This is a genomic window from Pseudomonas fluorescens (genome assembly GCF_001648775.1).
GTDB classification, from domain to species: Bacteria; Pseudomonadota; Gammaproteobacteria; order Pseudomonadales; family Pseudomonadaceae; genus Aquipseudomonas; species Aquipseudomonas fluorescens_M.
On record NZ_LVEJ01000008.1, the window covers coordinates 208,719 to 226,465 of the forward strand.

Genomic DNA, 17,747 nt, shown 5'->3' on the forward strand with positions numbered 1-17,747 from the left:
AAAAACGCCCCGAACCAGTCGGGGCGTCAGTTTTGCGGCTCTGCGGTTAGCTTTCTATACGATCCGCAGAGGCCGTTTGCTCAGATGAAGCCGAATCAGTGGAACTGTTCTTCTTCAGTCGAACCGGTCAGCGCGGTTACCGAAGACGAGCCACCTTGAATCACGGTGGTCATGTCGTCGAAGTAGCCGGTGCCCACTTCCTGCTGGTGAGCCACGAAGGTGTAACCCTTGGCGGCGTCAGCGAATTCCTGCTCTTGCAGCTTCACGTAGGCAGTCATGTCGTTGCGGGCGTAGTCGTGCGCCAGGTTGAACATGCTGTGCCACATGTTGTGAATGCCGGCCAGGGTGATGAACTGGTGCTTGTAACCCATGGCGGACAGTTCGCGCTGGAACTTGGCGATGGTCGCGTCGTCGAGGTTTTTCTTCCAGTTGAAGGAAGGCGAGCAGTTGTACGACAGCAGTTGGTCCGGGTATTCCTTTTTGATCGCTTCGGCGAAGCGACGGGCCTCGTCCAGATCCGGCTTGGCGGTTTCGCACCAGATCAGGTCGGCGTACGGCGCGTAAGCCAGACCACGAGCGATGGCTTGATCGAGGCCGGCACGGACCTTGTAGAAACCTTCCTGAGTGCGCTCGCCAGTCACGAACGGTTGGTCGTACGGGTCGCAATCGGAGGTCAGCAGGTCAGCGGCGTTTGCGTCGGTACGGGCCAGAATGATGGTCGGGGTACCGGCAACGTCAGCAGCCAGGCGAGCAGCGGTCAGCTTCTGTACGGCTTCCTGAGTAGGAACCAGTACTTTACCGCCCATGTGACCGCATTTCTTCACGGATGCCAGTTGGTCTTCGAAGTGAACACCGGCGGCGCCTGCTTCGATCATGCTCTTCATCAGCTCGTAAGCGTTCAGTACGCCGCCGAAACCGGCTTCAGCGTCAGCCACGATCGGTGCGAAGTAGTCGATGTAGCCATCGTCGCCCGGGTTCTTGCCGGCTTTCCACTGGATCTGGTCAGCACGACGGAATGAGTTGTTGATGCGCTTGACCACGGTTGGCACCGAGTCCACCGGGTACAGCGACTGGTCCGGGTACATGGATTCTGCGGAGTTGTTGTCCGCAGCCACTTGCCAGCCCGACAGGTAGATCGCCTGGATACCGGCTTTAACCTGTTGAACAGCCTGGCCGCCGGTCAGGGCGCCCATGCAGTTGACGAAATCTTTCTCAGGACGGAAGGACGGCTTGGCACCCTGGGTGACCAGGTTCCACAGCTTGTCGGCGCCCATTTTTGCAAAGGTGTGCTCAGGTTGAACCGAGCCACGCAGACGGACGACGTCAGCAGCGGAGTAAGTGCGTGTCACGCCTTTCCAGCGCGGGTTTTCAGCCCAGTCTTTTTCGAGGGCTGCAATTTGCTGTTCGCGTGTCAGTGCCATGGAGATAAACCTCGTCGCGTCTTTATGAAAAGTTGTTCTGCGGTGGAAAATTCCTGCGCTCGCTGACCAGAAGCTTAGGTGGTCAAGTCGGATTCGGCGGGGTAGGCGACGGGATGAACGATGGGCTCGAGGGGAAGTGAGCAGGTAGTGGCGGACTGTGGGCGCATGCGGGCGTCGTGGGCCTCTATACGGTCTACAGTGTGGAGCCGGGTTACCTAATTACGCTTCCGTCCCTCGGGACAACTTCGTTCCAGTCGGCAACCTCGTCAAACACACCTTGTGGGCGGTACAGACACGAAACGGTTCGCGGGGTAGGTGCGAACATCGCTTCGAAGGCCCTTGCCAGGGCCTCTGATTAGCGGGAGCGAGGCCATCATGCCTTCGCTTTTTTGCCTCGTCAAACGTTTTGTAGTGCTTTTTTTCAAGCACTACATCTTTCGTCTAATACGACTAATCAGTCAGTTTTTGGTGCTTTAGTCCAAGGCGTCGACTTTCACGCGCAAGGTCATGTCATCCCGGCCTTGAGTCGAGTAGCTGCGGGTCAGACCCTGTTTGTCGGCCTGAGTCTGGCGATTCACGCCGGCGAGGGTGATCCATTCGCCGAGGCGCCCGCTGACAGTTGTGTCGGTGCTTTGCACGTTCACTACATCGGGACGTTCCTGGCTCATGCGGTCACGGTTGGTACTGATCGCCAGGTGAACGATTTCGCCGGTGACGCTGGCGGTGACGTAGAAACCCTGGGTGACGTTGCGGTATTGGGTCTGGCTGCTGTAATCACCGTAGGAATTGCTCTGGCTGCTGGTGATAGGCACGCTCTGGCCCACTTGGATCAGCGCCGGCATGCCATCGGTGGCCTGCACTTGTTGCACGCCGCCGTCACGGCTGGCGGTGCTGCGGCTGATGATGCGGGTCTGGTTCGGTTGGGCGCCGTTGACCGAATAACCTTCGTCGCCACGGCCATTGTTTTCATTGGTGTCGACAGTGATCAGCAGGCGCTTGGGCGCCGTGTCGAGTTGCGTGATCAGTGCCTTGAGTTCCTGGATCTTGTCCGGTTCGGCCTTGATGATCAGTTGGTTGCCGTAGGCGCTGACCTGGCCGTCCTTGCCGAGAAAGTCTTGCGCCATCGGCAGCATGTCGGCGCTGGTGCGGTAATTGAGAGGCACGATTTCTGTGGCTGCCATCACCGAAAAACTGCAACCGAGCAGCAGGGTGGTGAGCAGGGTGCGTAGGGACATGTCCGTTATCTCCGCTTTCGAAAGGCTTGATATTGCCAGTTTGTCGGCCTTGGGTGGGGCAAGTTGAATCGTAGACAGCAAAACGCCCCGGCATCGGCGGATGTCGGGGCGTTTTGTGGTGTTATCGAGGGCCTCTTCGCGAGCAAGCTCGCTCCCACAGTAGATCTCCAGCGGACACAAATTGTGCGTCAGGCACAGATCCAGTGTGGGAGCGAGCTTGCTCGCGAAAGCCGCGCCGCGGTTTTATGCCGAGTGCCGAACCATGTCGACATGCGGAATCCCGGCCTCAAGGAATTCCTCACTGACCAGGCTGAAACCCAAGCGCTCATAGAACGCCGTGGCCTGCACCTGAGCGCTGAGCATTTGCTGCTTCAAACCACGCGCCTCAGCTTCAGCGATCACCGCTTGCATCAGCGCATCACCAACCTTCATCCCACGCCAGTCTTTCAGCACCGACACCCGGCCGATGTGACCGTCCGGCAACAGACGCGCAGTGCCGATCGGAAAGTCGCCTTCAAACGCCAGGAAATGCACGGCGGTCGCGTCGTCCGCGTCCCACTCCAACTCAGGTGGCACCGATTGCTCGGCGATGAACACCGTTTCACGAATGCGCCGGATCTCGGCGATGTCCTTCTGCCAGTCTGCGACACGTACGCGAATCTTATTCATCGGCGAACCCCAGGCTGCCTTGCTTGACCAGTTGGCACAGCAGGCTGCAAGCGTCTTCGTCGTTCAGCCACTCACCGAGGTTATCGGTGTGCAGGGCGTCAGCGGCGCAGATCAGTTTCAGCAGTTCGCGCAGTTTGCCCGGCAGGTAACGGCTCTGACCGCTGGCGAACAGCAGCAGATCGTCATCGACTTCCGACCAGGCCAGACGCGCGCTCGGGTTGCGGATCAGGATGGCGCCATCCTGCAGGGCGGCGAGGAAGTCTTCTTCTTCGATATCTTCCGGGCCGGCCACCAGTTCTGGGTAACGCGGCTCGGTCATGTATTGGCCGAACCAGGTCAGCAGCAGACGCTCGTCGCTCATGTGCTCGGCGAGCAGGGCTTTCAGGCGATCCAGTGCGTCGTGTTGAATCTGATGCGGATCAGCCGCTGGTTGTGCGTCGGCATCGGTATAGCGCTCTTCGTCAGTCAGGAACTGGCTGAGGAAGTCGGTGAAGTGGGTCAGCACTTCGGAAGCGCTCGGTGCACGGAAGCCGACCGAGTAGGTCATGCAGTTGTCGACCGCGACACCGCAGTGGGCCAGACGCGGCGGCAGGTAGAGCATGTCGCCCGGTTCCAGTACCCACTCTTCGGTCTCGTGGAATTCGGCGAGGATGCGCAGATCCGCGTGTTGCAGCAGTGGACTCTCGGAATCGCACATCTGGCCGATCTTCCAGTTGCGCTTGCCGTGGCCCTGCAGCAGGAACACGTCGTAGTTGTCGAAGTGCGGACCGACGCTGCCACCCGGTGCGGCGAAGCTGATCATCACGTCGTCGACGCGCCAGCTTGGCAGGAAGCGGAAGTTCTCCAGCAGCTCGCTGACTTCCGGGACGAACTGGTCAACTGCTTGAACCAGCAGGGTCCATTCTTTTTCCGGCAACTTGCTGAACTCGTCTTCAGCGAACGGGCCGCGACGCAGTTCCCAAGGGCGCTCGCCGTGCTCGATCACCAGGCGCGATTCGACTTCTTCTTCCAGGGCCAGGCCGGCCAGTTCGTCGGCGTCGATCGGGCTTTCGAAGTCAGGAATTGCCTGACGGATCAGCAGTGGCTTTTTCTGCCAGTAGTCGCGCAGGAATTCGCGTGCCGTGATGCCGCCCAGAAGTTGAAGAGGAATATCGGAATTCATATGTAACCTATTGAAAAAAAGCACTTTTCAGACGGGAATAAAAACGCCCGGCGCGGCCGGGCGTCTCAAACGGAGCAAGCGGTCGATCAGATGCGTTTGGCTTGCGCTACAGCGTTGCCGATGTAGTTGGCCGGGGTCAGTTGCTTGAGCTCGGCTTTCGCTTGCGCTGGCATGTCCAGGCCATCGATGAAAGTCTGCAACGCTTGCGGGCTGATGCCCTTGCCGCGCGTCAGTTCTTTCAGTTTCTCGTACGGGTTTTCGATGTTGTAACGGCGCATCACGGTCTGGATCGGCTCAGCCAATACTTCCCAGCAAGCGTCGAGGTCAGCGGCAATCTTCTGCTCGTTGAGCTCCAGTTTGCTGATGCCTTTGAGGCTGGCTTCGTAGGCGATCACGCTGTGGGCGAAGCCGACACCGAGGTTACGCAGGACGGTGGAGTCGGTCAGGTCGCGCTGCCAGCGGGAGATCGGCAGTTTGCTCGCCAGGTGCTGGAACAGTGCGTTGGCGATACCCAGGTTGCCTTCGGAGTTTTCGAAGTCGATCGGGTTGACCTTGTGCGGCATGGTCGACGAACCGATTTCGCCAGCGATGGTGCGCTGCTTGAAATAACCCAGGGAGATGTAGCCCCAGATGTCACGGTCGAAGTCGATCAGGATGGTGTTGAAGCGCGCGATCGCGTCGAACAGCTCGGCGATGTAGTCGTGCGGCTCGATCTGCGTGGTGTACGGGTTGAAGCCCAGGCCCAGCTCGTCTTCGATGAAGGCGCGGGCGTTGGCTTCCCAGTCGATCTGCGGGTAGGCCGACAGGTGCGCGTTGTAGTTACCAACGGCGCCGTTGATCTTGCCCAGCAACGGTACGGCAGCGACTTGAGCGATCTGACGCTCGAGACGGTAAACCACGTTCGCCAGCTCTTTACCCAGAGTGGTCGGCGAGGCTGGTTGGCCGTGGGTGCGCGACAGCATCGGCACGTCAGCGAAACGGATGGCCAGTTCGCGGATGGCGTTGGCAGTCTGGCGCATCAGCGGCAGCATCACGTCGTCACGGCCTTCGCGCAGCATCAGAGCGTGGGACAGGTTGTTGATGTCTTCGCTGGTGCAGGCAAAGTGGATGAACTCGCTGACCTTGGCCAGTTCCGGCAGCTTGGCCGCCTGCTCTTTGAGCAGGTATTCGATCGCTTTGACGTCGTGGTTGGTGGTGCGCTCGATCTCTTTGACGCGCTCGGCGTGCTCCAGCGAGAAGTTTTCAGCCAGTTCATTGAGAACGGCGTTGGCCTCGGCGGAGAAGGCTGGCACTTCAGGGATGCCAGCGTGGGCGGCCAGGCGCTGGAGCCAGCGCACTTCAACCAGAACACGGGCACGGATCAAACCGTACTCGCTGAAAATCGGGCGCAGGGCCTGGGTTTTGCCGGCGTAGCGGCCGTCAACAGGGGAAACCGCAGTGAGCGAAGAAAGCTGCATGGGGTGTTCTCGGACAGTCGGGCAACGAAATGGGGCGCGTATCATACATGAAAAAATCCGCCGGTCCGTTGCCAACTGACCGGCGTATTACGCGTTACAGACTACAAAGCTTTTATTGCGCGGCGTTTACTCGCTGCGCATCAACGGATACAGCTCTTTGAGCAGCTTGCGCCGGCTGATCACCAACTGCCAGCGATGGCCGCCGAGCTGTCGCCAGAGGCGCGCCGAACGGATGCCGGCAAGCAGCAGGGCGCGGATTTTCGAGGCGTTGCTCGGTTGCTGCAGGTTGCGCATGTCGCCGTGCACCTGAATGCGTTGGCGCAGTGTGCTCAGGGTGTCCTGATACAGCGCGCCGCAGGCGGCAACCACGTTTTCGTGGGCCGGACCGAAATGCTCGACCTGCGACTGGATCTGCGGCAAGCGCTTGCCGATGATGTCGAGCATGTCGTTGCGCTTGGCCAGTTGACGTTCCAGGCCGAGCATCGACAAGGCATAACGCAGCGGCTCGCGTTGCAGCGTGCTCGGGTCACGCTCAAGGGCGCCGATCAGCGCGCGGTAACCTTCGCGCAGATTGATGTCGTCGCCGCCGTACACGTCCAGTGTGTCCTTCGGGTCGCGCACCAGCAGGCTGCCGAGCATGCAGCTCAGGCCGGCCTCGCTGGTCTGGCCGGTCTTGGCGATCCGGTCGACCAGCACGGCGGCGAGAAACACACCGCCGAGCGCCGTCAGTTGCTCCTGAGTCGGGCTCATGCCTGGCCGCTCCACGGCTCGGCCACTTCGATCACGCCGCCACCGAGGCAGATTTCCCCGTCGTAAAACACCACGGACTGGCCCGGCGTCACCGCGCGTTGCGGTTCGTCGAATACGGCGCGGTAGCCGCTGGCGGTTTGTTCCAGGGTGCAGGCTTGATCGCTCTGGCGATAGCGAACCTTGGCGGTCAGGCGCAGCGGCTGGCTCAGGTCGATCGGGTTGACCCAATAGATTTCCGAGGCGAGCAGGGCGCCAGAGAACAGCCACGGGTGGTTGTTACCCTGACCGACGATCAGTTCGTTGGTGTCCAGATCCTTGCGCAGCACGTACCACGGCTCATCACCGGCGTCTTTCAGGCCACCAATGCCGAGGCCCTGGCGCTGACCGATGGTGTGGTACATCAAGCCGTGATGACGGCCGATGACTTCGCCTTCGGTGGTCTTGATCTCGCCCGGTTGCGCTGGCAGGTATTGCTTGAGGAAATCGCTGAAGCGACGCTCACCAATGAAGCAGATCCCGGTGGAATCCTTCTTCTTGGCGGTGGCGAGCTCGTACTTCTCGGCAATTTTGCGAACTTCGGGCTTTTCCAGCTCACCGACCGGGAACAGAGTCTTGGCGATCTGTTCGCCGCCAACGGCGTGCAGGAAGTAGCTCTGATCCTTGTTCGGATCAAGGCCTTTGAGCAGTTCGGTGCGGCCATCAATGTCACGGCGGCGCACGTAGTGGCCGGTGGCGATCAGGTCGGCGCCGAGCATCATGGCGTAGTCGAGGAACGCCTTGAACTTGATTTCGCGGTTGCACAGGATGTCCGGGTTCGGCGTGCGCCCGGCCTTGTATTCGGCCAGAAAATGCTCGAACACGTTGTCCCAGTACTCGGCGGCGAAGTTGGCGGTGTGCAGCTTGATGCCAATCTTGTCACAGACAGCCTGGGCATCCGCCAGGTCGTCCATGGCGGTGCAGTATTCCGTTCCGTCGTCTTCTTCCCAGTTCTTCATGAACAGGCCTTCCACTTCATAACCCTGCTCGATCAGCAGGAGAGCGGAAACGGAAGAGTCCACGCCGCCGGACATGCCGACAATGACGCGCTTCTTGGATGTGTCAGAAGGGGCTGGATCACGCATAGGGATTCAATGAGTGTCTTGAAAAAGGACGCGATTCTAGCAGGCTCGCGGCCTCAAGGCTAAAGAGAAGGGCGGATCAGTTCGAGGCTGAAGTGATGACCGGCCAGATAATCGTCGATGCAACGGATGATCAGCTCGCTGCGCCAGTTGTCGCGCTGAGCGATTAATTCGTCGCGGGTCAGCCACTTGGCGCCGACGATGCCGTCGTCGAGCTGATAATCCGGGTGATGTTTGACGGCTTTTGCGCTGAAACACACGCGCTGGTAGGTCACGCCATTGCTTGGTGCGGTGTACAGGTAAATGCCGATGACACCGGTGGGCTCGACGTCCCAGCCGGTCTCTTCGAGGGTTTCGCGGATGGCGGCGTCGATCAGGGTTTCGTCCGGGTCGAGATGGCCGGCAGGCTGGTTGAGCACGTTACGCCCGGCCTTGTGCTCTTCGACCATCAGAAAGCGACCGTTGTCCTCGACGATGGTGGCGACGGTGATGTGGGGGAGCCATTCCATAAAACCTTCCTCAAATTTCAAGGTTGAAACGCAATCAAAATGTGGGAGCGAGCAGGCTCGCTCCCACAGGGGAATTGTGTGAACTCTGAAAACACAAACCCCGGCACAGGGCCGGGGTTTGTGATGTTCCCTTTACAACCTTAAACCAGCGCAGCAATCGCCGCGTTGAGGGTTGCGCTTGGGCGCATGGCCTTGCTGATCAGTTCGGCATTGGCGTGGTAGTAACCGCCGATGTCGACTGGCTTGCCCTGAACGGCGTTGAGCTCGGCAACGATGGTTGCTTCGTTCTCGGTCAGGGTTTTTGCCAGGGTCGCGAACTGCGCTTGCAGTGCAGCGTCTTCAGTCTGGGCAGCCAGGGCCTGAGCCCAGTACATCGCCAGGTAGAAGTGGCTGCCGCGGTTGTCGATGTTGCCGACTTTGCGCGATGGCGACTTGTTGTTGTCGAGGAACTGGCCAGTGGCCTGGTCCAGGGTCTTCGACAGTACCAGCGCTTTCGGGTTGTTGTAGTTCACACCCAGGTGCTCGAGGGACGCGGCCAGTGCGAGGAACTCGCCCAGCGAATCCCAGCGCAGGAAGTTCTCTTCAACCAGTTGCTGCACGTGCTTCGGTGCCGAACCGCCGGCGCCGGTTTCGAACAGGCCACCGCCGTTCATCAGTGGCACGATCGACAGCATCTTGGCGCTGGTGCCCAGTTCCATGATCGGGAACAGGTCAGTCAGGTAGTCGCGCAGTACGTTGCCGGTCACCGAAATGGTGTCCTTGCCTTCGCGGGTGCGCTGCAGGGTGAACTTCATGGCGTCGACCGGTGCCATGATCTGGATGTCCAGACCGGCCGTGTCGTGATCCTTCAGGTAAGCCTGAACTTTCTCGATCACTACGCCGTCGTGAGCGCGCATCGGGTCCAGCCAGAAGATCGCTGGGGTTGCGCTTGCGCGAGCACGGTTGACGGCCAGTTTGACCCAGTCCTGGATCGGCGCGTCTTTGGTCTGGCACATGCGGAAGATGTCGCCGGCTTCAACAGCCTGTTCCATCAGCAGGTTGCCCTTGCTGTCGGTGACGCGAACCACGCCGTCAGCCTTGATCTGGAAAGTCTTGTCGTGCGAGCCGTACTCTTCGGCTTTCTTCGCCATCAGACCCACGTTTGGCACGCTGCCCATGGTGGTCGGATCGAAAGCGCCATTGGCTTTGCAATCTTCGATCACAGCCTGGTAGATGGTTGCGTAGCAACGATCCGGAATCACGGCCTTGGTGTCGTGCAGCTGACCGTCGGTGCCCCACATCTTGCCGGAGTCACGGATCATCGCTGGCATCGAGGCGTCGACGATAACGTCGCTCGGCACGTGCAGGTTGGTGATGCCTTTGTCGGAGTTGACCATCGCCAGCGATGGGCGAGCGGCATAGACGGCGGCCATGTCGGCTTCGATCTGCGCTTGCTGCTCGGCCGGCAGGGCCTTGATGCGCGCGTACAGATCGCCGATGCCGTTGTTCAGGTTGAAGCCGATCTCGGCCAGCACGGCAGCGTGCTTGGTCAGCGCGTCTTTATAGAACTCGGCAACGATCTGGCCGAACATGATCGGGTCGGAGACCTTCATCATGGTTGCTTTCAAGTGAACCGAGAGCAGCACGCCTTGAGCCTTGGCGCTGTCGATTTCAGCAGCGATGAACGCGCGCAGGGCGTTTTTGCTCATCACGGCGCAGTCGAGGATCTCGCCGGCCTGAACGGTGGTTTTTTCTTTCAGAACGGTAGCGCTACCGTCCTTGGCGATCAGCTCGATCTTCACGGCGTCAGCGGCGTCGATCAGGGCAGCTTTTTCGCTGCCGTAGAAATCGCCGGTGCTCATGTGAGCGACGTGGGACTTGGAGTCTTTGGCCCAGGCGCCCATTTTGTGCGGGTGCTTGCGCGCATAGTTTTTAACCGACAGTGGTGCGCGACGGTCAGAGTTGCCTTCACGCAGAACCGGGTTCACGGCGCTGCCCTTGACCTTGTCGTAACGCGCCTTGGCGTCTTTGTCGGCGTCGCTGGTCACGGTTTCCGGGTAGTCCGGCAGGTTGTAACCCTGAGCTTGCAGCTCTTTGATCGCGGCTTGCAGCTGTGGCACCGAAGCGCTGATGTTCGGCAGCTTGATGATGTTGGCTTCAGGCGTAACGGCCAGGTCGCCCAGTTCGGCGAGGTGGTCGGCTACGGCTTTGTCACCCAGTTGCTCGGGGAAGCTGGCCAGAATACGTGCTGCAAGAGAGATATCGCGGGTTTCCACGGCGATATCGGCCGAGGCGGTGTAAGCCTCGATGATCGGCAGCAGGGAATAGGTGGCGAGGGCTGGAGCTTCGTCGGTGAAGGTATAGATGATCTTCGAGCGGGTGGGCATATTCGGATTAACTCTCTCTTCTTTGCTAAAGCGTGCGCAGAAACTCGAGGGGCGCCGGGTAAGCGCGTTCGTTCAAAGTCATCCATGAACCGAATGTCGAGAATCTTCGCGGTGATGTTGGGTGCATCAGTAGAGCGTCAAGCAGTCGGGCTGCGGTAACAGTCCGGCTATAAGGCGGAAAGTCTCGTTCTAGAGAGGCCAACCGTCGTGACCCTGTGGTCAGCGGGCGGCATTATACATAGGTAGCTGGCAATCTGCCGATGGTTCATATGCAACGATTCTCGTCCATTGGTCTAAAGGTCGCAGGGCGGGGTGGCGCGTAGAGTCGTTGCGAATGCTTGAGTTTGGCGCTTTTCCCTTTGCTTTCAGGCTTGTACGAAACGAGTTGTGCGAATGCCGGGAACTGAGGGTTTGCGTGTTGATTTAACTGGGTTACGCTCGAACCAAGCCAGATGTTCAATCCAAACAATGGAGTTCAGCATGGGTTACAAGAAGATTCAGGTTCCAGCCGTCGGCGACAAAATCACCGTCAATGCAGACCATTCTCTCAATGTTCCTGATAACCCGATCATCCCCTTCATCGAAGGTGACGGCATTGGTGTCGACATCAGTCCGGTGATGATCAAGGTTGTCGATGCTGCAGTTCAAAAGGCATACGGCGGTAAACGCAAGATTTCCTGGATGGAAGTCTACGCCGGGGAAAAAGCCACTCAGGTTTACGATCAGGACACCTGGCTGCCTCAGGAAACCCTGGACGCAGTCAAGGATTACGTGGTTTCCATCAAAGGTCCGCTGACCACGCCAGTCGGCGGCGGCATCCGTTCGCTGAACGTGGCCCTGCGTCAGCAACTCGACCTGTACGTCTGCCTGCGCCCGGTGCGCTGGTTCGAAGGCGTACCAAGCCCGGTGAAAAAGCCTGGCGACGTCGACATGACCATCTTCCGCGAGAACTCCGAAGACATCTATGCCGGCATTGAGTGGAAGGCCGGTTCGCCGGAAGCCACCAAAGTCATCAAATTCCTTAAAGAAGAAATGGGCGTCACCAAGATCCGTTTCGACGAAAACTGCGGCATCGGCGTCAAGCCGGTTTCGCTGGAAGGCACCAAGCGTCTGGCGCGCAAGGCTCTGCAATATGTGGTCGATAACGATCGCGATTCGCTGACCATCGTGCACAAAGGCAACATCATGAAGTTCACCGAAGGTGCCTTCAAAGAGTGGGCTTACGAAGTGGCTGCCGAAGAATTCGGCGCGACCCTGCTCGACGGCGGTCCGTGGATGCAGTTCAAGAACCCGAAAACCGGCAAGAACGTTGTGGTCAAAGATGCCATCGCCGACGCCATGCTCCAGCAGATCCTGCTGCGCCCGGCCGAATACGATGTGATCGCAACCCTTAACCTGAACGGCGACTACCTTTCCGACGCCCTGGCGGCGGAAGTGGGCGGTATCGGCATCGCACCGGGCGCCAACCTGTCCGACACCGTGGCGATGTTCGAAGCGACTCACGGTACGGCGCCGAAGTACGCCGGCAAGGATCAGGTCAACCCGGGTTCGCTGATTCTCTCGGCCGAGATGATGCTGCGCCACATGGGCTGGACCGAAGCGGCGGATCTGATCATCAAGGGCACCAACGGCGCTATCTCGGCCAAAACCGTGACCTATGACTTCGAACGTCTGATGGATGGGGCCAAACTGGTGTCGTCTTCGGGCTTCGGTGATGCGCTGATCTCGCACATGTAAAACGCAGGCACACAAAAACCGCCTGACTCGATGAATTGAGTCAGGCGGTTTTTTTATGGCTGAATGTTTGCGGCGTCAGCTGGTCGCTGTTTGTTCTTCGGTGGCGACCGTGCTCGACACCGGCGAGACTTCGGCCGAAGTAATCTTCACCGCGTGCAGGCCTTTGGGGCCTTGCACGATATCGAATCTCACCGCTTGACCTGCTTTAAGGGTTTTGTACCCGTCCATTTCAATGGCCGAATAATGGGCAAAGAAGTCGATGTCTTTGCCATCCTCATCGCGGCCCTCATGGGTGTCGGTGTTGATAAAACCGTACCCCTTGGCATTGTTGAACCATTTCACCTTGCCGACAGCCATGCTCAAATCCCTCTGCAACAGACTCCATCGCTGGAGTATCATCCAATTCATCCGCAATCTAATCCGTTAAAAGAATTGACTCCGCGGATCTTTTTTACCCACTGTGGGCTCTATTGGTTGTAACACCGTTTTCCCGATAGTCAAGGTGACCGGGCAGTCGGAGTTGAAAACGTGGACAACCGCCCCCACCACTGTATTTGCACAACTGACGAACCTTTCTTTCCATGCATGCAATCAGCCAGATTCGACTAACATTCAATCAGGATCGCCCGCTTCTCCAAAAGGATCTTCCAGAGGAGCACGACGACGATTCGGCAGGCGTTGCTGTTCAGGAAGCAAAGCCTGCGTTACAGGCGCCGCCGATGTACAAGGTGGTTTTGTTTAATGATGACTACACACCGATGGATTTCGTCGTCGAAGTGCTCGAGGTGTTTTTTAACCTGAATCGCGAGCTGGCGACCAAGGTCATGCTGGCCGTCCACACAGAAGGACGGGCAGTATGTGGAGTGTTTACCCGCGACATCGCCGAGACAAAGGCCATGCAGGTCAACCAGTACGCCAGGGAAAGCCAGCATCCGCTACTCTGTGAAATCGAGAAGGACGGTTAATCGCCGACCACTTGGGTATGAGGTGAAGCTATGTTAAACCGCGAGCTCGAAGTCACCCTCAATCTAGCCTTCAAGGAGGCTCGTTCGAAACGTCATGAATTCATGACCGTCGAACACCTTTTGCTGGCCCTATTGGACAATGAGGCTGCCGCCACCGTTTTGCGTGCCTGCGGCGCAAACCTCGACAAACTCAAGCATGACCTGCAGGAGTTCATCGACTCCACCACGCCATTGATCCCCGTTCATGACGAAGATCGCGAAACCCAGCCAACCCTGGGCTTCCAGCGTGTACTGCAACGTGCTGTTTTCCACGTACAGAGCTCGGGCAAACGCGAAGTAACCGGCGCCAATGTGCTGGTTGCCATCTTCAGTGAGCAAGAGAGTCAGGCCGTGTTCCTGCTGAAACAGCAGAGCGTGGCGCGCATCGATGTCGTCAACTACATCGCTCACGGCATTTCCAAAGTGCCGGGGCATGGCGATCACTCTGAAGGTGAACAAGATATGCAGGACGACGAGGGCGGTGAGTCTTCTTCTTCAGGCAATCCTCTGGATGCTTATGCCAGCAACCTCAACGAACTCGCGCGCCAGGGTCGCATCGATCCGCTGGTCGGCCGCGAATCGGAAGTCGAGCGTGTCGCGCAGATTCTCGCGCGTCGGCGCAAAAACAATCCGCTGTTGGTCGGTGAAGCAGGCGTGGGTAAAACCGCGATTGCCGAAGGCCTGGCCAAGCGCATTGTCGACAATCAGGTGCCGGATCTGCTGGCCGGTAGCGTTGTTTACTCGCTCGACCTTGGCGCTCTGCTCGCGGGCACCAAGTATCGCGGTGATTTCGAGAAGCGTTTCAAGGCGCTGCTCAATGAACTGAAAAAACGTCCGCAGGCGATCCTGTTCATCGACGAGATCCACACCATTATTGGTGCGGGCGCTGCGTCGGGCGGGGTCATGGACGCTTCGAATCTGCTCAAGCCGCTGCTGTCGTCTGGCGACATTCGCTGCATCGGTTCGACCACGTTCCAGGAATTCCGCGGCATCTTCGAGAAGGATCGTGCCCTGGCGCGTCGCTTCCAGAAGGTCGATGTCGTCGAGCCGTCGGTGGAAGACACCATCGGTATCCTGCGTGGCCTGAAAGGGCGTTTCGAGCAGCACCACAACATCGAATACAGCGACGAAGCGCTACGTGCCGCTGCTGAACTGGCGTCGCGCTACATCAATGACCGGCACATGCCGGACAAAGCAATTGATGTGATCGACGAGGCGGGTGCCTATCAGCGCTTGCAACCGGTTGAGAAGCGCGCCAAGCGCATCGAAGTGCCGCACGTTGAAGACATCGTCGCGAAAATTGCGCGGATTCCGCCGAAGCACGTCACCAGCTCCGACAAAGAGCTGCTGCGTAATCTTGAGCGTGACCTGAAGTTGACGGTGTTTGGTCAGGACGCGGCGATCGATTCGCTGTCGACTGCGATCAAATTGTCGCGTGCCGGTCTGAAGTCTCCGGACAAACCAGTCGGTTCGTTCCTGTTCGCAGGCCCGACCGGTGTCGGTAAAACCGAGGCTGCGCGGCAGTTGGCCAAGGCGTTGGGCATTGAGTTGGTGCGTTTCGACATGTCCGAATACATGGAGCGTCACACCGTATCGCGTCTGATCGGTGCGCCTCCGGGCTATGTCGGCTTTGACCAGGGTGGTCTGTTGACCGAAGCGATCACCAAGCAGCCGCACTGCGTATTGCTCCTCGATGAAATCGAGAAGGCGCATCCGGAAGTCTTCAATCTGCTGTTGCAGGTAATGGACCACGGCACGCTGACCGACAACAACGGGCGCAAGGCGGATTTCCGCAACGTGATCGTGATCATGACCACCAACGCCGGTGCTGAAACAGCTGCTCGCGCTTCGATCGGTTTCACCCATCAGGACCACTCGTCTGATGCGATGGAAGTGATCAAGAAGAGCTTCACGCCGGAATTCCGTAACCGTCTGGACACCATTATCCAGTTTGGTCGCCTCAGTCATGAGGTCATCAAAAGTGTGGTGGACAAGTTCCTTACCGAGCTTCAGGCGCAGTTGGAAGACAAGCGTGTGTTGCTTGAGGTCACTGATGCCGCGCGTAGTTGGCTGGCGGCGGGTGGTTATGACTCGGCGATGGGTGCGCGTCCGATGGCGCGTCTGATCCAGGACAAGATCAAGCGTCCGCTGGCGGAAGAGATTCTGTTTGGCGAACTGGCCGAGCATGGCGGTGTGGTGCACATCGACATCAAGGATGGTGAGTTGACGTTTGACTTCGAGACTACCGCAGAAATGGCCTGACGGCTGTAGATCAAGAGGGCGCCTTCGGGCGCCTTTTTGTTGTCTGTGTTTTTGTGTGTATATCCGTTGCTGCGGTGATGGTTTATTACGGTTTCGCCCTTACGGCGACTCACTTTTTTTACAAACGCCTAAAAAAAGTAAGCAAAAAAACGCTTGCTCCTGCGTGCGGCCCGCTCGCTGAGGCTCGGGGTTCCTTCGCTGCGGGATCGATCCGGGCGCATCGCCTCCGGTTTGCTTCGCTGCACCTCCTCTCGCTGTGTCTGGCTTCGCCAAACGGTCGCTGCGCTCCCACCCCCGGATCAATCCCTCCACTCAGCCTTCTGATGTCGCCCGTGGATCAAGATCAAGAGCAGGCGAGCTGACACTCGGCCTATTGAGTGGTGAAGAGCGGGTGTTCGGCTTTGGTTCAGTGTTGGATTCGCCCCTCACCCCAGCCCTCTCCCGAGGGAGAGGGAGCCGATTTTGGGGCCTTTCAAAATCTGAGTTCAATGCGGTATCGCACGTCGGCGTACCTCTACCAGACCACTCGGTCAGTTCCCTCTCCCTCCGGGAGAGGGTTAGGGTGAGGGGCTCTTGATCTGGCTTGTGATCTTGCTTTGGCTTTGGCTTTGGCTTCGGCTTTTGATCTTTTGCCCCATCGGCAGGCCGAGCGTAGGTGTCCATCCGGGGGTTAGGCGCGCAGCGCCGTGCGGCGCAGCCGCACACATCGAGAGGAGGTGCAGCGAAGCAAACCGTAGGCGATGCCCCCGGATGGACACCGTAGCGAGGGAACACTGAGCCTCAGCGAAGTGCCGTACGCCGGGGCCAAGCCATTGGGTTACCTTTTCGGCGTTTGGAAAAGGTGACCCGCTGTAAGAGCGAAACCGCCAGCGGCCGCACCCGAAAAAACGGATATACACACAAAAACAACAAAATGCAGACACAAAAACGCCCGGCATAAACCGGGCGTTCTGTATTGACTTGATTAACGAGCGCGGTAAGTGATGCGCCCTTTGCTCAAGTCATAGGGCGTCAGCTCGACGCGCACTTTGTCACCGGTAAGAATACGAATGTAGTTCTTGCGCATCTTGCCGGAAATATGCGCGGTTACGACGTGCCCATTTTCCAACTCCACACGAAACATGGTGTTGGGCAGGGTGTCGACGACAGTGCCTTCCATTTCGAAGCTGTCTTCTTTCGACATGCAGTAAAGCCCTCGGTATCCAATGAATGGCCCGGTGCAACTGCGCCAGGCAAAAGCGGCGTGCATTGTGCCCGAAAAATGGGGTTTACGCCAAGGGGTTTACGGCTTGGGTTTAGTTGAGGATGACCCAGCGCTGATTAATCAGCAATTCGATGGGGCGATATTGCGTCTTGTAGTTCATCTTTTTGCAGTTCTTGATCCAGTAACCGAGGTACACCGCCTCAAGCCCGAGACGCTGTGCCTCGGCGATTTGCCAAAGGATGGCAAATCGGCCAAGGCTGCGGCGCTCTTCGGCAGGTTCGTAAAAGGTGTATACCGCCGACAAACCGTTAGGCAGCAAATCGGTCACCGCCACCGCGAGCAACCGTCCGTCGAGTCGGAACTCGTAGAAGCGCGAGAAGGGCAGGTCGCGTACCAGAAATGTCGAGAATTGATCGCGGCTCGGCGGATACATGTCGCCATCGGCGTGACGTTGTTCGATGTAGCGCTGGTACAGATCGAAATATTCTTCGCTGAACTGCGGTTTGGCCGGGCGCACCTGCAAATCGGTGTTGCGCTTGAAAATCCGCTTCTGCTGACGATTGGGCAGGAACTGCGCCACCGGAATGCGCGCAGGCACACACGCATTGCAATTCTGGCAATGCGGCCGGTACAGATGATCGCCACTGCGACGAAAGCCCATTTCCGACAGGTCTGCGTAGACATGCACATCCATGGGCTGGCTCGGATCGAGAAACAGGGTCGTGGCCTGTTCCTCGGGCAGATAACTGCAAGAGTGAGGCTGAGTGGCATAGAACTTCAAACGCGCCAACTCGGTCATGATCAACCCTCGGGATAAGCTGGTGAATTAAGTGTAAGCCACGCGCGCAAAAGT

15 protein-coding genes are annotated in these 17,747 nt (G+C 58.4%); 3 read left to right on the forward strand and 12 right to left on the reverse strand.

Going from position 1 to position 17,747, the window contains the following annotated elements; all coding sequences use genetic code 11:
• Positions 1-95: 95 nt before the first annotated feature.
• The 9 genes from aceA to A8O26_RS09660 form a co-directional block, all read right to left on the reverse strand.
• Positions 96-1,421 carry an isocitrate lyase gene (gene aceA / locus A8O26_RS09620; protein ID WP_007920195.1) on the reverse strand — a complete coding sequence of 442 codons (1,326 nt, stop codon included), beginning with the start codon at positions 1,419-1,421 and terminating at the stop codon, positions 96-98.
• 473 nt (positions 1,422-1,894) lie between these two features.
• The gene (locus A8O26_RS09625; protein WP_064117791.1) at positions 1,895-2,656 is read right to left on the reverse strand and encodes a secretin N-terminal domain-containing protein; all 762 of its coding nucleotides are present in this window, start codon (positions 2,654-2,656) and stop codon (positions 1,895-1,897) included.
• Between the two features lie 243 nt (positions 2,657-2,899).
• Positions 2,900-3,325 (reverse strand): GNAT family N-acetyltransferase, encoded by a 426-nt coding sequence (locus tag A8O26_RS09630; RefSeq protein ID WP_025108996.1) that lies wholly within the window; start codon positions 3,323-3,325, stop codon positions 2,900-2,902.
• Complete coding sequence (locus A8O26_RS09635) at positions 3,318-4,487, reverse strand: ribosomal protein uL16 3-hydroxylase (RefSeq protein ID WP_064117792.1); 1,170 nt, start codon at positions 4,485-4,487, stop codon at positions 3,318-3,320. Before A8O26_RS09635 ends, A8O26_RS09630 begins: the two co-directional genes overlap by 8 nt.
• A gap of 86 nt (positions 4,488-4,573) precedes the next feature.
• On the reverse strand, positions 4,574-5,944 hold the full coding sequence (gene purB / locus A8O26_RS09640) for an adenylosuccinate lyase (RefSeq protein WP_064117793.1): 1,371 nt from the start codon (positions 5,942-5,944) through the stop codon (positions 4,574-4,576).
• Positions 5,945-6,070: 126 nt separating this feature from the next.
• Positions 6,071-6,694 carry a high frequency lysogenization protein HflD gene (gene hflD, locus A8O26_RS09645; RefSeq protein WP_016987411.1) on the reverse strand — a complete coding sequence of 208 codons (624 nt, stop codon included), beginning with the start codon at positions 6,692-6,694 and terminating at the stop codon, positions 6,071-6,073.
• A complete protein-coding gene (gene mnmA / locus A8O26_RS09650) occupies positions 6,691-7,815 on the reverse strand; it encodes a tRNA 2-thiouridine(34) synthase MnmA (protein ID WP_064117794.1) in 1,125 nt (374 codons plus the stop codon). Before mnmA ends, hflD begins: the two co-directional genes overlap by 4 nt.
• Positions 7,816-7,874: 59 nt before the next feature.
• Positions 7,875-8,321, reverse strand: coding sequence for an NUDIX hydrolase (locus A8O26_RS09655; protein ID WP_053121609.1), 447 nt, complete (start codon positions 8,319-8,321; stop codon positions 7,875-7,877).
• Between the two features lie 140 nt (positions 8,322-8,461).
• The gene (locus A8O26_RS09660) at positions 8,462-10,687 is read right to left on the reverse strand and encodes an NADP-dependent isocitrate dehydrogenase (protein WP_064117795.1); all 2,226 of its coding nucleotides are present in this window, start codon (positions 10,685-10,687) and stop codon (positions 8,462-8,464) included.
• 480 nt (positions 10,688-11,167) lie between these two features.
• Here A8O26_RS09660 and icd point away from each other — a divergent pair, with 480 nt between their 5' ends.
• Complete coding sequence (icd, locus tag A8O26_RS09665; RefSeq protein ID WP_007920207.1) at positions 11,168-12,424, forward strand: NADP-dependent isocitrate dehydrogenase; 1,257 nt, start codon at positions 11,168-11,170, stop codon at positions 12,422-12,424.
• 75 nt (positions 12,425-12,499) lie between these two features.
• Here the strand turns inward: icd and A8O26_RS09670 are convergent, their stop codons facing one another.
• The gene (locus A8O26_RS09670; protein WP_064117796.1) at positions 12,500-12,781 is read right to left on the reverse strand and encodes a cold shock domain-containing protein; all 282 of its coding nucleotides are present in this window, start codon (positions 12,779-12,781) and stop codon (positions 12,500-12,502) included.
• Between the two features lie 224 nt (positions 12,782-13,005).
• Between A8O26_RS09670 and clpS the strand changes: the two genes are divergently transcribed.
• Together clpS and clpA are read left to right on the forward strand one after the other, a co-directional pair.
• The gene (gene clpS / locus A8O26_RS09675) at positions 13,006-13,389 is read left to right on the forward strand and encodes an ATP-dependent Clp protease adapter ClpS (protein WP_016987405.1); all 384 of its coding nucleotides are present in this window, start codon (positions 13,006-13,008) and stop codon (positions 13,387-13,389) included.
• A gap of 30 nt (positions 13,390-13,419) precedes the next feature.
• Entirely contained in the window at positions 13,420-15,690 is a 2,271-nt protein-coding gene (clpA, locus tag A8O26_RS09680) for an ATP-dependent Clp protease ATP-binding subunit ClpA (RefSeq protein WP_007920210.1), read from the forward strand.
• A gap of 964 nt (positions 15,691-16,654) precedes the next feature.
• On the opposite strand, the gene infA is transcribed toward clpA, so the two are convergent.
• Complete coding sequence (gene infA, locus A8O26_RS09685) at positions 16,655-16,873, reverse strand: translation initiation factor IF-1 (protein WP_002553999.1); 219 nt, start codon at positions 16,871-16,873, stop codon at positions 16,655-16,657.
• A gap of 112 nt (positions 16,874-16,985) precedes the next feature.
• On the reverse strand, positions 16,986-17,693 hold the full coding sequence (locus tag A8O26_RS09690) for an arginyltransferase (protein WP_064117797.1): 708 nt from the start codon (positions 17,691-17,693) through the stop codon (positions 16,986-16,988).
• Between the last annotated feature and the right edge of the window lie 54 nt (positions 17,694-17,747).

Bases quoted from the DNA above. Each gene is read 5' to 3' on its own strand.
- aceA (WP_007920195.1), bottom strand. From the start codon at position 1,421: ATGGCACTGACACGCGAACAGCAAATTGCAGCCCTCGAAAAAGACTGG.
- A8O26_RS09625 (WP_064117791.1), bottom strand. From the start codon at position 2,656: ATGTCCCTACGCACCCTGCTCACCACCCTGCTGCTCGGTTGCAGTTTT.
- A8O26_RS09630 (WP_025108996.1), bottom strand. From the start codon at position 3,325: ATGAATAAGATTCGCGTACGTGTCGCAGACTGGCAGAAGGACATCGCC.
- A8O26_RS09635 (WP_064117792.1), bottom strand. From the start codon at position 4,487: ATGAATTCCGATATTCCTCTTCAACTTCTGGGCGGCATCACGGCACGC.
- purB (WP_064117793.1), bottom strand. From the start codon at position 5,944: ATGCAGCTTTCTTCGCTCACTGCGGTTTCCCCTGTTGACGGCCGCTAC.
- hflD (WP_016987411.1), bottom strand. From the start codon at position 6,694: ATGAGCCCGACTCAGGAGCAACTGACGGCGCTCGGCGGTGTGTTTCTC.
- mnmA (WP_064117794.1), bottom strand. From the start codon at position 7,815: ATGCGTGATCCAGCCCCTTCTGACACATCCAAGAAGCGCGTCATTGTC.
- A8O26_RS09655 (WP_053121609.1), bottom strand. From the start codon at position 8,321: ATGGAATGGCTCCCCCACATCACCGTCGCCACCATCGTCGAGGACAAC.
- A8O26_RS09660 (WP_064117795.1), bottom strand. From the start codon at position 10,687: ATGCCCACCCGCTCGAAGATCATCTATACCTTCACCGACGAAGCTCCA.
- icd (WP_007920207.1), top strand. From the start codon at position 11,168: ATGGGTTACAAGAAGATTCAGGTTCCAGCCGTCGGCGACAAAATCACC.
- A8O26_RS09670 (WP_064117796.1), bottom strand. From the start codon at position 12,781: ATGGCTGTCGGCAAGGTGAAATGGTTCAACAATGCCAAGGGGTACGGT.
- clpS (WP_016987405.1), top strand. From the start codon at position 13,006: ATGCATGCAATCAGCCAGATTCGACTAACATTCAATCAGGATCGCCCG.
- clpA (WP_007920210.1), top strand. From the start codon at position 13,420: ATGTTAAACCGCGAGCTCGAAGTCACCCTCAATCTAGCCTTCAAGGAG.
- infA (WP_002553999.1), bottom strand. From the start codon at position 16,873: ATGTCGAAAGAAGACAGCTTCGAAATGGAAGGCACTGTCGTCGACACC.
- A8O26_RS09690 (WP_064117797.1), bottom strand. From the start codon at position 17,693: ATGACCGAGTTGGCGCGTTTGAAGTTCTATGCCACTCAGCCTCACTCT.